The sequence below is a fragment of the Marisediminicola sp. UYEF4 genome (assembly GCF_040546025.1).
Lineage (GTDB): Bacteria > Actinomycetota > Actinomycetes > Actinomycetales > Microbacteriaceae > Marisediminicola.
This window is the reverse complement of record NZ_JBEPNA010000006.1, coordinates 45279-57784: the sequence shown is the minus strand read 5'-3', so window position 1 is coordinate 57784 and position 12506 is coordinate 45279. Positions and strand designations below refer to the sequence as shown.

General features: G+C 68.4%; 13 protein-coding genes. 6 read left to right on the top strand and 7 right to left on the bottom strand.

Going from position 1 to position 12506, the window contains the following annotated elements:
- Positions 1 to 2: 2 nt before the first annotated feature.
- Both ABIB15_RS07970 and xseA read right to left on the bottom strand, forming a co-directional pair.
- Positions 3 to 218, bottom strand: a complete 216-nt coding sequence (locus ABIB15_RS07970) for an exodeoxyribonuclease VII small subunit (protein WP_354476715.1) — start codon at positions 216 to 218, stop codon at positions 3 to 5.
- 9 nt (positions 219 to 227) lie between these two features.
- Entirely contained in the window at positions 228 to 1466 is a 1239-nt protein-coding gene (gene xseA, locus ABIB15_RS07965) for an exodeoxyribonuclease VII large subunit (RefSeq protein WP_354476714.1), read from the bottom strand.
- A 124-nt stretch (positions 1467 to 1590) separates the two neighbouring features.
- Here xseA and ABIB15_RS07960 point away from each other — a divergent pair, with 124 nt between their 5' ends.
- Both ABIB15_RS07960 and ABIB15_RS07955 read left to right on the top strand, forming a co-directional pair.
- Entirely contained in the window at positions 1591 to 2640 is a 1050-nt protein-coding gene (locus tag ABIB15_RS07960; protein ID WP_354476853.1) for a 4-hydroxy-3-methylbut-2-enyl diphosphate reductase, read from the top strand.
- A complete protein-coding gene (locus ABIB15_RS07955; RefSeq protein WP_354476712.1) occupies positions 2640 to 3239 on the top strand; it encodes a DUF6264 family protein in 600 nt (199 codons plus the stop codon). The genes ABIB15_RS07960 and ABIB15_RS07955 overlap by 1 nt, the downstream gene beginning before the upstream one ends.
- 406 nt (positions 3240 to 3645) lie before the next feature.
- Here the strand turns inward: ABIB15_RS07955 and fbaA are convergent, their stop codons facing one another.
- Both fbaA and ABIB15_RS07945 read right to left on the bottom strand, forming a co-directional pair.
- Positions 3646 to 4671, bottom strand: coding sequence for a class II fructose-bisphosphate aldolase (fbaA, locus tag ABIB15_RS07950; protein ID WP_354476710.1), 1026 nt, complete (start codon positions 4669 to 4671; stop codon positions 3646 to 3648).
- 110 nt (positions 4672 to 4781) lie between these two features.
- Complete coding sequence (locus ABIB15_RS07945; protein WP_354476708.1) at positions 4782 to 4955, bottom strand: hypothetical protein; 174 nt, start codon at positions 4953 to 4955, stop codon at positions 4782 to 4784.
- Positions 4956 to 5177: 222 nt separating this feature from the next.
- On the opposite strand from ABIB15_RS07945, the gene glpX reads away from it, so the two are divergent.
- A complete protein-coding gene (gene glpX, locus ABIB15_RS07940; RefSeq protein ID WP_354476707.1) occupies positions 5178 to 6206 on the top strand; it encodes a class II fructose-bisphosphatase in 1029 nt (342 codons plus the stop codon).
- A gap of 50 nt (positions 6207 to 6256) precedes the next feature.
- Here the strand turns inward: glpX and ABIB15_RS07935 are convergent, their stop codons facing one another.
- Positions 6257 to 7561, bottom strand: coding sequence for a DNA recombination protein RmuC (locus ABIB15_RS07935; RefSeq protein ID WP_354476706.1), 1305 nt, complete (start codon positions 7559 to 7561; stop codon positions 6257 to 6259).
- A gap of 57 nt (positions 7562 to 7618) precedes the next feature.
- Here ABIB15_RS07935 and ABIB15_RS07930 point away from each other — a divergent pair, with 57 nt between their 5' ends.
- Together ABIB15_RS07930 and ABIB15_RS07925 are read left to right on the top strand one after the other, a co-directional pair.
- Positions 7619 to 9106 carry a CoA-acylating methylmalonate-semialdehyde dehydrogenase gene (locus ABIB15_RS07930; RefSeq protein ID WP_354476704.1) on the top strand — a complete coding sequence of 496 codons (1488 nt, stop codon included), beginning with the start codon at positions 7619 to 7621 and terminating at the stop codon, positions 9104 to 9106.
- 16 nt (positions 9107 to 9122) lie between these two features.
- On the top strand, positions 9123 to 9473 hold the full coding sequence (locus ABIB15_RS07925; protein WP_354476702.1) for a hypothetical protein: 351 nt from the start codon (positions 9123 to 9125) through the stop codon (positions 9471 to 9473).
- Positions 9474 to 9614: 141 nt separating this feature from the next.
- On the opposite strand, the gene ABIB15_RS07920 is transcribed toward ABIB15_RS07925, so the two are convergent.
- Together ABIB15_RS07920 and ABIB15_RS07915 are read right to left on the bottom strand one after the other, a co-directional pair.
- Positions 9615 to 10232, bottom strand: a complete 618-nt coding sequence (locus ABIB15_RS07920) for an exonuclease domain-containing protein (RefSeq protein ID WP_354476700.1) — start codon at positions 10230 to 10232, stop codon at positions 9615 to 9617.
- 86 nt (positions 10233 to 10318) lie between these two features.
- Positions 10319 to 11179, bottom strand: a complete 861-nt coding sequence (locus ABIB15_RS07915; protein WP_354476698.1) for an Fpg/Nei family DNA glycosylase — start codon at positions 11177 to 11179, stop codon at positions 10319 to 10321.
- Between the two features lie 83 nt (positions 11180 to 11262).
- Here ABIB15_RS07915 and ychF point away from each other — a divergent pair, with 83 nt between their 5' ends.
- Positions 11263 to 12336, top strand: coding sequence for a redox-regulated ATPase YchF (ychF, locus tag ABIB15_RS07910; protein WP_354476696.1), 1074 nt, complete (start codon positions 11263 to 11265; stop codon positions 12334 to 12336).
- The last annotated feature ends 170 nt before the right edge of the window (positions 12337 to 12506 follow it).

Genomic DNA, 12506 nt, shown 5'->3' with positions numbered 1-12506 from the left:
GGTTACACTGCCCCGTTCGTGCGTGCGGCGTCGAGCCTGGCCTTCGCGCCGAGCAGCCACTCTTCGCAGCGCCTGGCGAGCGCCTCGCCGCGTTCCCACAGGGCGAGGGACTCCTCGAGGGTCGCCGCGCCCTGCTCGAGCTCGGTCACGACGGAAATGAGCTCGTCGCGGGCCTGCTCGTAGCTCAACTCGGCGGTGTCGATGGGGGAAGCTGTCACAGAATGAGTCTACCGAGCGGTCCGCGGCGCCGCGGCCTCGTCGTCGACCGTCGTGGGAAGCGATCCCTCGGCGAGCATCAGGAGGAGCTTCATGCCGGGCGGGGCGTCGCTGGCGTGGCGCAGGACCGCTCCGCCGGGAAGCTGGGCGATGGCGTAGCCGCGGTCGAGGGTCCGCTGCGGCGACAGCGACCGCAGGTGCGACCGCAGGTCGTCGAGCCTCTCCGCGGCGCGTTCGAGTCGCAGTTCGATGAGCTCGGTGCTGCGCCCCACGTAGCGGGAGAGCTCTTCCGCCCGGTAATCGATGAGCGAGACAGGGGAGGCGAGCACCGGGCGGCTGCGCATCTGCTCGAGCCGGTCGATTTCCCGCGAGAGCAGGCTCGTCATCCGCATGCCGATGCGTGCGCGCACCTGCTGCACCTTGTTCAGCTCCTCGGCGACGTCGGGGACGACCCGCTTTGCCGCATCGGTGGGGGTGGATGCCCGCAGGTCGGCAACGTCGTCGAGCAGCGGGCGGTCGGCCTCGTGGCCGATCGCGCTCACGATCGGCGTGGAGCAGGCCGCGGCGGTGCGTACGAGGGTCTCGTCGCTGAAGACGAGGAGGTTCTGGAAGTCGCCGCCGCCGCGCGCGATGATGATGACGTCGACGAGCGGGTCGGCGTCGAGCTCGCGGATCGCGGCCGTCACTTCAGCCGCGGCGCGGTCGCCCTGCACCGCGGTATGGGCGACACGGAACTCTACCGACGGCCAGCGCAACTGCGCGTTGCGGAGGACATCCTTTTCGGCATCCGAGTCCCTCCCGGTGATGAGCCCTATGCGGTGCGGGAGGAACGGCAGCGGCCTCTTGCGGGAGGCGTCGAAGAGCCCCTCGGCCCGCAGCGTCTGCCGCAGCCGTTCAAGCCGCTCGAGCAGGTCGCCGAGTCCGACATGGCGCATCTCGAACACCTGCATCGTGAGCGTGCCGCCCTTGACCCAGTAATTGGGCTTGACCAGTGCGACGACCCGGTCGCCCTGTTTCAGATCGGCGGGGATCTTCGCCTTGACCGACGACCACACGGTAAAACCCACGGTGGCGTCGACGCTGAGGTCTTTGAGCTTGCCGTAGACGTTGCCGCCGGAGAGCCCCCACTGGGTGATCTCGCCCTCGACCCAGACCGTGCCGAGCCGGTCGATCCAGCCCTTGATCTTGGTGGAGAGCACCGCGACGGGCCACGGGGCGTCGATTGTCGCCGGACCGTGCACTATCGTCATGCCGCGCCTTCCCTCGTGCGGTGCGCCTGGTCGTCAGTCGCCTGGCAGGTTCTGTCCAGTGGGCGCCGCGTACAATCGGCCCGTGAGCAATATCACCAACGGAGCCCTTGCGGTGGACCTCGAAATGCCCCGCATGCCAGCGCTTCGCAACAGGCTAAAGGATAACCCCGTCACGGGTGTGAAGCGGGTTCTCCTCGCCGCGCCCCGAGGCTATTGTGCAGGAGTGGACCGGGCCGTGATCGCGGTCGAGAAGGCGCTCGAGCGCTTCGGCGCCCCCGTCTACGTGCGCAAGCAGATCGTGCACAACATCCACGTCGTCTCGACGCTGGAGAAGAAGGGCGCGATCTTCGTCGACGAGGTCGGCGAGGTGCCCGAGGGATCGCACATCGTCTTCTCCGCCCATGGGGTTTCGCCGAAGGTCGTCGCCGACGCGGCCGACCGCAGCCTCGAGGCGATCGACGCGACCTGTCCGCTCGTCACCAAGGTGCACCGCGAGGCAGTACGGTTCGCCCGCGACGACTTCGAGATCCTGCTCATCGGCCACGAGGGCCACGAGGAGGTCGAGGGCACGATGGGTCACGCGCCCGAGCGCACGACCCTCATCAACAGTCCCGCGGATGTTGCATCACTGCAGGTGAAGGATCCGGACAACCTCGTCTGGCTCAGCCAGACCACGCTCAGCGTCGACGAGACGATGGAGACCGTGCGGATGCTGCGCGAGCGGTTCCCGAACCTGCACAACCCACCGAGCGACGACATCTGCTACGCGACCCAGAACCGCCAGGTGGCGATCAAGAAGGTGGCAGAGGAGGCCGAGCTCGTGATCGTCGTCGGTTCCGCGAACAGCTCCAACACCGTGCGCCTCGTCGATGTGGCGCTCGAAAACGGCGCCACGGCTGCCTACCGGGTGGACTACGCGAGCGAGATCCAGCAGGCGTGGCTTGACGGCGTCGTGACGGTGGGGGTGACCTCCGGCGCCTCCGTTCCCGAGGTGCTCGTGCAGGAGGTGCTCGACGACCTCGCCGATGCCGGCTACGGCGATGTGCGCCAGGTGGTCACCGCCGAGGAGGACCTGATGTTCTCGCTCCCCAAGGAGCTGCGCAAGGACGCCGCAGGAGAGCCGGACTCGCGCGGCCTCGGCGGCCGCAACCGTCGACTGGACTGGCAGGGCTGATGCCGGAGAATCGGCAGGGGCGGGACGACGCGGCGCGGCCAGAGCCACACTTCGGCGAGCGCCCGCGGCCCGAGTACGGCGAGTATGCGTCCCCTCAGGGTCAGGCCGACGCCATCGCCAAAGCCCTCCCGCCGGTCTCGCCGCTGCTGACGCCGGCGGACCGCCCCGCCGCTGTGACCCCCGCACCCCCGGCCGCCCGCACGACCGCGCCAATCCTCACCCCGTCGCGCCCCCGCCGCCGCTGGGACCTGGTCCTCAGCATCGCCCTGCTGGCCTACGGCCTGCTCACCGTCTTCGGCGGGTTCGTTCAGTACTCCGACATCCCGGCGATCATCAATCAGGCCTACGCGGCCCAGCGCATCGGTGAGTTCACCTCGATCGATCAGGCCGAGACCGTCGGCACGACCATCATGGTCGCCAACGTCGCCGTCTACGCGATCACGGCGTTCCTGACGGTGAGGCTGCTTCGTGCCCGCCGGCTCGCGTTCTATGTTCCGCTGATCGGCGGCGCGGTCGCCGCGACGATCACGGTCATCCTCATTCTCACGCTCGTGATCAACGATCCGGCCTTCCGCGAGTTCGTCGCGAGCGTCACCTGACCCTTGCCCCTGTCATTATTCAGGAGTTGAGGCTGACTGAAGCTGGCCGCCCGGCTGGTGGGGCTTTCATTATTCAGGAGTTGAGGCTGACTGAAGCTGGTTGGCCGGCTGGTGGGGCTTTCATTATTCAGGAGTTGAGGCTGGGTGGCTGCACTCGGGCGACGGAAACCGCATCCGATGGGCCGTTCAGGCGGGCGGATGCCGTGTCTCCCGGCATCCAGCGCCGCGGCCGTCCCGGAATCCGGCTTGCCCTGCCGGTTCAGTCCTGAATGATGAAAGCCGCCCTGCCGGGCCGGCTCCTGAATGATGAAAGCGGCCCTGCCGGGCCGGCTCCTGAATGATGAAAGGGCCGGTCCCTGGCGATTGCCCGGGACCGGCCCCTCACACCTGGATGGTGGAAGTCGGGCTATGAGCCCGAGTGGCCCGCCGAACCGAGCTGGCGGGTCGCGTCGACGACGCGCGCGGCCATGGCCTTCTCGGCGACCTTGCCCCACGAGCGCGGGTCGTAGACCTTCTTATTGCCGACCTCGCCGTCGACCTTGAGGAATCCGTCGTAGCTCTTCAGCACCGTGTCGGCGACGGCCCGGCTGTAGGCGTACTGCGTGTCGGTGTCGATGTTCATCTTGACGACGCCGTTCGTGACGGCCGTGGCGATCTCCTCGTCGGTCGAGCCGGAGCCGCCGTGGAAGACGAGGTCGAGCGGCAGTGCATCCGTTCCGTACTTGGCCTGGATGCCGGCCTGAATCTCGCCGAGCAGCTCGGGGCGCAACTTCACATTGCCGGGCTTGTAGACGCCGTGCACATTGCCGAACGTGAGCGCCGCGATATAGCGTCCCTGCTCGCCGAGGCCGAGCGCGTCGACGAGGGCGATCACATCGTCGAGCGTCGTGTAGAGGTTGGCGTTGATGTCGTGGCTGACGCCGTCTTCCTCGCCGCCGACGACGCCGATCTCGACCTCGAGAATCGAGTTGATCGCCTTCATGCGCGGAAGCAGCATCTTCGCGATCTCGAGGTTCTCGGCGAGAGGAACGGCCGAGCCGTCCCACATGTGCGACTGGAAGATCGGGTTGCGACCGGCTCGCACCTCGGCCTCGGAGGCCTCGATGAGCGGCAGCACGAAGCCGTCGAGCGCGTCCTTCGGGCAGTGGTCCGTGTGCAGCGCCACGGTGACCGGGTAGTTCTTGGCGACCTCGGTCGCGAACGCGGCGAAGGCGAGGGCTCCGGATGCACGGTTCTTGACGCTCTGGCCGGCGAAGTAGTCGGCGCCACCGGTGGTCACCTGGATGATGCCGTCGGAGCCGGCCTCGGTCAAGCCCTGGAGCACGGCGTTGATCGTCGAGGACGACGACACGTTGATCGCGGGGTACGCGAAGCCGTTGTTCTTGGCCTTGTCGAGCATCTCTGCATACTGCTCTGGGGTTGCGACGGGCATGGCATCTCCTCTGGGGTGCTGAGGTCCGCGGCGCGGAACTCGTGGGTGCGGTACGTCGTTCGAAAGTCTAGCGACGGCGCGAACTAAACTGGCCTCGGATGCCGCGCAGCCTAGGCGGACCCGGGAGCGGTCGCGTTCGGCGCTCTCGGCCCCTCCCGCGTGAACGACTCGGGCTTCTGGGTCGTCACGCGGTAGCTCGGGCTCCGGGTCGCCGACGGCCTCCGCAGTTGGACCGTGCTCACGACGATTCTCGGCCTCGTCGGCTTCGCGATCGTGGGCATCATGTGGCTCATCGTGAGGGCGCTCGGGCTCTAGCGCGACCTGCACGACCGCCGGCAAGACCCGCCGGCTCAACCTGGGCGGATGCGCCGCGCGGCGCATCCACCCACCACCCCATCTCAGGTTGCACATATGTGCCGCGTCGTTGGCACGCCCTCTCGCTAGGCTGGGAGCGCGGCTCGCCCGATTTGGCCCCGCCACGAGATTCGACGCACACGAGGATGAAAATGCCCACGGTGAACACCGAAACCGGAACCCTGTTCCTCCACCCCGACCGCAACCTCGCCATGGAACTGGTGCGCGCGACCGAAGCCGCAGCGATCCGCGCGGTGCCGTTCATCGGCCGTGGCGACAAGAACGCGGCCGACAAGGCCGCGGTCGACGCGATGCGCAAGTTCCTCGGCACGGTGAATTTCGACGGCGTCGTCGTCATCGGCGAGGGCGAGAAGGACGAAGCGCCGATGCTGTACAACGGCGAGCACGTCGGCAACGGCCGCGGACCCGCCTGCGACATCGCGGTCGACCCCATCGACGGCACCTCGCTCACCGCCGCCGGTCGTCAGAACGCGATCTCGATGATCGCCGTGTCCGACCGCGGCAGCATGCTCGACGCCTCGTCGGTGTTCTACATGGACAAGATCGTCGCCGGCCACGAGGCCGTCGGCATCGTCGACATCCGCAAGCCGATCGGCGAGAACCTTCGCGCCCTCGCGAAGGCCAAGGGCAAGCCGATCGGCGAGATGGTCGTCGCCGTGCTCGACCGGCCCCGCCACGCCCAGCTCATCGAGGACATCCGCGCCGCCGGAGCCGGCACCCGCATCATGCTCGACGGCGATGTCGCCGGCGGCATCAACGCGGCCCGCTACGGCACGCGCATCGACATGTGTGTTGGCGTCGGCGGAAGCCCGGAGGGCGTCGCCACCGCGTGCGCGATCAAGGCGCTCGGCGGGCTCATCCAGGGGCGCCTCGTCGCCTCGTCCGACGACGAGCGGCAGAAGGGCCTCGATGCCGGACTGAAGTTCGACTACGTCTATGAGGCCGACGAGCTCGTCAGCAGCAACAACACCTACTTTGTCGCCACCGGCGTGACCGACGGCGGGCTTGTCAGTGGAGTGCGCCGCAAGGGTCCGATCATCCACACCGAGTCCATCGTGCTGCGCGGCCGCTCCGGCACCGTGCGCCGCGTCATCGGCGAGCACCTCGCCGACAAGTGGATCGGCGAGCTCGACTTCGGAAACGTCGGCGACCACTCCTAACCTTCGGATGCCGATGGTTCGTGCGTTCGGCTGCATTGCGGGCCCGTCCGCTACGACGCCTCGGCCTCCAGCGCCGCGATCAGCTCGAACGCGGTGAGCTCGCGCGGGGCCTCCTCGACCCCGTCGAGCGTGCCGATCACCTTCGACTCATCGAGCACGTTGAGCTTGCGTGCGGTCGGCAGCACCTGGCGCTCGAGCGAGCCGACGAACGAGTTGTAGTGCTTGACGGTGCTCTCGATCGACCGCCCCAGCTTGTCGGCATGGGTGGCGAGGGTCGAGATGCGCCCGTAGAGCTCGTGGCTCAGGTCGAGGAGCTGCTTGGCCTCCTCGGTGACGACGTTCTGGCGCCAGCTGAACGCGACGGTCTTGAGCACCGACCAGAGGGTCACCGGCGACGACAGCGCGACGCGCTTGCTGAACGCGAATTCCATGATCGTCGGGTCGGCCTCGAGGGCGGAGGAGACGAGAGACTCGTTCGGGATGAACGCGATCACCATCTCGGGGCTCGCCGCGAGGCCCTGCCAGTAGGCCTTGCTGCCGAGCGTCGTGATGTGGTCGCGCACCGCCTTGACATGCTGCTTCATGAGCTGTTCGCGACGGGCGAGCTCGGCGTCGGATGCTGTGGCCGGGATCGCGCTCGCCTCGAGGAACGCCGTGAACGGCACCTTCGCGTCGACCGCGATGCTCTTGCCGCCCGGAAGGTAGACGACCATGTCGGGTCGTCCGGCTCCGGCATCCGAGGAGATGCTCGCCTGGACGTCGAAGTCGACCCGCTCCAGCATCCCGGCCGACTCGACGACGCTGCGCAGCTGCGTCTCGCCCCAGACCCCCCTCGAGGCGTTGTTGCGCAGGGCGGACGCGAGGGACTCCGCGGTCGTGCGCAGGCGCTCCTCCGACTCGGTCGCGTTGCGCAACTGCTGGCTGAGCTCGCCGTGCTGCAGGCTGCGCTGGGTCTCGAGGTCGGCGACCTTGAGCTGCATCGCGCGCAGCGACTCCTGCACGGGGGTGAGCGCCTGCAGCACCTTGCCCTCGGCGCGGTCGCGTTCCTGCCGTGCCGCCCGGTCGGCATCCTGACGCTCGATGAGCTCGCGGTACTGCTCGTGCTGCGCGCTCACCTGGTCGCCGAGGGCGTCGGCGGTCGCCTGCACCGAGGCGAGCTCGGCGGCCAGCCGCGACTGGGCGGCGGTCTCCTCGGCACGCATCGCGGCGAGATCGATGGCGTGACGAGCCTCCACGAGGGCGGGGTCGACGCCGCCGACTGCGCCCGAGGAGGCACGCGCGACGAACCAGACGAGGCCGGCACCGAGGAGGGCGCCGGCGACGAGACCGAGCAGGAGAGCGAGAAGAGGGTCCATGCGCCCAGTGTGCCAGCGAGCACAGACATTGGTCGTTCGCGGCCGTAGCATTGCCTCATGACCACTGTTGATCACTGGGTGAACGGCGCTGCCTTCACCGGAGAATCCTCCCGTACCTCGCCCGTCTACAACCCCGCCGCCGGCACCGTGCAGCGCGAGGTCCGCCTCGCCACCGTCGCCGATGTCGACACCGCGGTGCAGGCCGCCAAGGCGGCCTTCCCGGCCTGGTCGGGAGCATCCTGGGCGAAGCGGCAGACGGTGATGTTCGCGTTCCGCGAGCTGCTGAACGCGCGCAAGGAGGACGTCGCCGCGATACTCACCAACGAGCACGGCAAGGTGCTCTCCGATGCCCTCGGCGAGGTCGCCCGCGGCCTCGAGGTTGTCGAGTTCGCCACCGGCATGCCACACCTGGCCAAGGGCGAGTACAGCTCGAACGTCTCCACCGGCGTCGACGTGTACTCGATCCGCCAGGCGCTCGGCGTCGTCGGCATCATCAGCCCCTTCAACTTTCCGGCAATGGTGCCGCTGTGGTTCTTCCCCATCGCGATCGCGGCCGGCAACACCGTCGTGCTCAAGCCGAGCGAGAAGGACCCGTCCGCCGCGATCTGGATGGCCGAACTGTTCAAGGAGGCCGGCCTGCCCGACGGAGTGTTCAACGTCGTGCACGGCGACAAGGAGTCCGTCGACGCGATGCTGCAGCATCCGGATGTCGCCTCGATCAGCTTCGTCGGATCGACCCCCATCGCCAAGTACATCTACGAGACCGCGTCGAAGGCCGGCAAGCGCGTGCAGGCGCTCGGCGGAGCGAAGAACCACATGCTCGTGCTGCCGGATGCCGATCTCGACCTCGTCGCGGACTCCGCAGTCAACGCGGGCTTCGGCTCAGCGGGGGAGCGGTGCATGGCGATCAGCGTGGTCGTGGCGGTCGAACCGGTAGCCGACGAGCTCATCGAGAAGATCGCCAGCCGCATGGCCGACCTCAAGGTCGGCGACGGCACGCGAGGCTGCGACATGGGGCCGCTGATCACCCGCGAGCACCGCGACAAGGTCGCCGGTTACATCGATGTCGCGATCGAGGACGGCTCCACGGTCGTGATCGACGGGCGCGGCATCGAGGTGGATGGGGAGGCCGACGGATTCTGGCTCGGGCCCACCCTCATCGACCGCGTGTCGACGAGCTCCAAGGTTTACACCGACGAGATCTTCGGACCGGTGCTGTCGATCGTTCGCGTCGCCAGTTACGAGGAGGGCGTCGCCCTGATCAACTCGTCGCAGTACGGCAACGGCACCGCGATCTTCACCAACGACGGCGGCGCCGCCCGGCGCTTCCAGAACGAGATCCAGGTGGGCATGATCGGCATCAACGTGCCGATCCCGGTGCCCGTCGGCTACTTCTCCTTTGGCGGGTGGAAGGACTCGCTATTCGGCGACAGCAAGGCCTACGGCCCCGATGCCGTGCACTTCTTCACCCGCCAGAAGGCGATCACCAGCCGCTGGCTCGACCCGAGCCACGGAGGCATCAACCTCGGATTCCCGCAGAACTGATCCCCGAACGGCTTCCGTGCTGTTCTGGCGCAGGCTCGACGAGCTCGGTTTCGACCGGCAGATCGCCATCCACCGCGTTCCCGACGGTCCCGTCGTGATCGCGGCGGCGGCGGGCCCGCTGCGTTCGCGCCGGAGCGGCGACATGGTGGTCGTCCGGTTCGCCGACGGCGTCCATGGCGTCGCGGTGAGCCCGCAGGGCCTCGCCTGGCAGTGGCCCGGCGAGGCGGACGCACCGCGCCGGGTGATGCTCTATGCCGCGTCCGGGAGCCGGTCGGCGCGGGGCGAGGCGCGTCGGTTGGCGCAGCCGCAGCGCCGGGACGCGCTGTACAAGGCAGACTTGCGGGCGGCGCCGCCGGCGGCCGGCTGACTCGGTCCGCCTGGCGTTCTGGCTGACGTTTGTGCCCGCGTGTGACGTGAGCCCCCGCTCGTGCGGGGGCTTTTGTCACACGCGGGGGCCGAAGCAGCGCCGATCCGTGTCAGTGCAGTTGCGTGCCGGTGCAGTTGCGTGTCAGCGCAGCACCATCGGCGCGTGGTCGTCGATGAGGTCTGTGCTGGGAGCCCTGCCGATCGCCCCGATCTTGGCCCCCGTCAGCGCCGCGAGGTGCGCGATGTCCGTGGCATCGTGCCGTTTCGCGGCGTGCACGATGATGGCCGCGCAGGCTTCGGCATCCGCGAGCGCATCGTGGTGCGCGAAGTCCTCGAACCCCGCCGCCATGGCCGCGACCGGCAACTTGTACGAGTCGAGGTGATAGGTCTTGCGGGCGACCTGCAGGCTGCACAGGTACCGGTAGGTGGGCGCGTCGATGAAGCTCGCCGCGCAGGCCGCGGTGATCACGCCCATGTCGAATCCGGCATTGTGGGCGACGAAGTGATCGTCGCCGGCAAAGGCGACCAGATCGGCGAACTGCTCACCCCAGAGCGGCGCGTCGGCGCAGTCCGCCTCGACGATGCCGTGGATGCGGGTGTTCCACTCGTTGAAGGTGTCGTGGCCGAGCGGGGGGCGGATGAACCAGCTCGCCGAGTCGACGACCTTGCCGTCGCGCACCTTGACCAGGCCGACCGAGCAGGCGGACGCCCGCGACGAGTTGGCGGTCTCGAAGTCGATCGCGGTGAAGTCCAGTGGCACGGCTCGATGCTCTCACGGTCCTCCGACGCCCAGCGGCAGGCGCGCCTCATCAGCCGGCATCCCCTCCATGCGCCAGCTGCGAGCCGCTACTTGAGCAGCCGCGACAGCACCCGGTCAGCGAGCGGCTTCCCGCCGGTCTGGCAGGTCGGGCAATACTGCAGGGTCGAGTCGGCGAAGATCACCTGCCGCACGGTGTCGCCGCACACCGGGCAGGCCTCGCCGGTGCGGCCGTGCACGCGCAGCCCCGACTTCTTCTCCTTCTTCAACTCGGATGCCGCGACCCCGTCCGCCCGTGCGATCGCCTCCCGCAGGGTGCCCTGCATCGCGTCGAACAGCCGCACTGTCTCCTCGGCCGACATGGTGGCGGGCTTGAACGGCGACATCCGCGCGGCGTGCAGGATCTCGTCCGAGTACGCGTTGCCGATGCCCGCGATGATCGACTGGTTGCGCAGCACCCCCTTGATCTGGGCGCGGCCGGCCGCCTGGAGGATGCCCGCGAGGGTGGCGACCGTGAAGCCTGGCTCGAGCGGGTCCGGCCCGAGCCGCGCAATGCCGGGCACGTCGCCGGGGGAGCGCACGACGTAGATCGCGAGGCTCTTCTTCGTGCCGGCCTCGGTCACATCGAACCCCGACCCGCCATCCAGCACGAGCCGGGCCGCGAGCGGGCCCCTACCCAGCCGCCCGGTCTGCACCGGCGCAGATTCGCGCCAGCGTATCCATCCGGCCCTCGCCAGGTGCATCACGAGGTGCAGGTCGCCGACCGCAAAATCGAGAAACTTGCCGTGCCGCCTGACCTCGCCGAGCGCAAGGCCGCCGAGGTCCGAGACGGGCGGGTCGAACGTCTTCAGGGCCGCGACGGCGACGATGTCGAGCCGGTCGAGCGTGCGGCCGCGCAGCCGGGCGGTCAGGTCGCTCGCGAGGGCGTGGACTTCGGGAAGCTCGGGCACCGCTTCAGTCTCGACCGGATCCCGGCACCGCGCCAGCCGCACGCGCACACCGGCGGCACGGCGGCCCGGTACCCTTGACACTCGTGGCTCTCACTATTGCAATCGTCGGACTGCCCAATGTCGGCAAGTCCACCCTCTTCAACGCGCTGACCAAGAACTCGGTGCTCGCCGCGAACTACCCGTTCGCGACGATCGAACCGAACGTCGGCGTGGTGAACCTGCCCGACGAGCGCCTCGCGAAGCTCGCCGGCATCTTCGGCTCCGAGCGCATCCTGCCCGCACCCGTGTCGTTCGTCGACATCGCCGGCATCGTCAAGGGTGCCAGCGTCGGCGAGGGCCTCGGCAACAAGTTCCTCGCGAACATCCGTGAGGCGGATGCGATCGCGCAGGTCATCCGCGGATTCGCCGACCCCGACGTCATCCACGTCGACGCCAAGGTCGACCCGGCATCCGACATGGAGACGATCAACACCGAGCTGATCCTCGCCGACCTGCAGACCCTCGAGAACGCCCAGGCGCGCTACGACCGCGACCTGCGCGCGAAGAAGATCGACCAGACCACGATCGATACCGCGGCGAAGGCCGTCGCCTGGCTCAATGAGGGCAGGCCGCTCTCGGCATCCGACATCGACCTCGAGCCGATCCGCCAGCTCGGACTGCTCACCGCCAAGCCCTTCATCTATGTGTTCAATGTCGACGAGGACGTGCTCGGCGACTCCTCCAAGTTGGACCAGCTCGCGGCGCTCGTCGCGCCGGCGAAGGCGATCTTCCTCGACGCGAAGCTCGAGTCGGAGCTCATCGACCTCGACGAGGCAGAGGCCGCCGAGCTGCTCGAGAGCACCGGCCAGGCCGAGAGCGGCCTCAACCAACTCGCCCGCATCGGCTTCGACACCCTCGGCCTGCAGACCTACCTCACGGCGGGCCCGAAGGAGACGCGCGCGTGGACGATCGGCAAGGGCTGGACCGCCCCGCAGGCCGCCGGCGTGATCCACACCGACTTCCAGAAGGGCTTCATCAAGGCCGAGATCGTCTCGTTCGACGACCTGCTCGAGGCCGGCTCGATGGCGGATGCGAAGGCCAAGGGCAAGGCGCGCATCGAGGGCAAGGAATACGTCATGAAGGACGGCGACGTGGTCGAGTTCCGTTTCAACGTGTAGCTGCAAGCGGCTCGCCAGAGCCGTCTCGAGACCGGCCGCCCGGATGACGCAGTCAGACGGTGTCGCGAAAGTCGGAACTGGCGTTGGAATCAGTACCCGTCACGGGTTCGGAGCGCCCGAATCGCACCCACTTCCGTCATTCGCGACATCGGCGGGCGATGACGATGTGG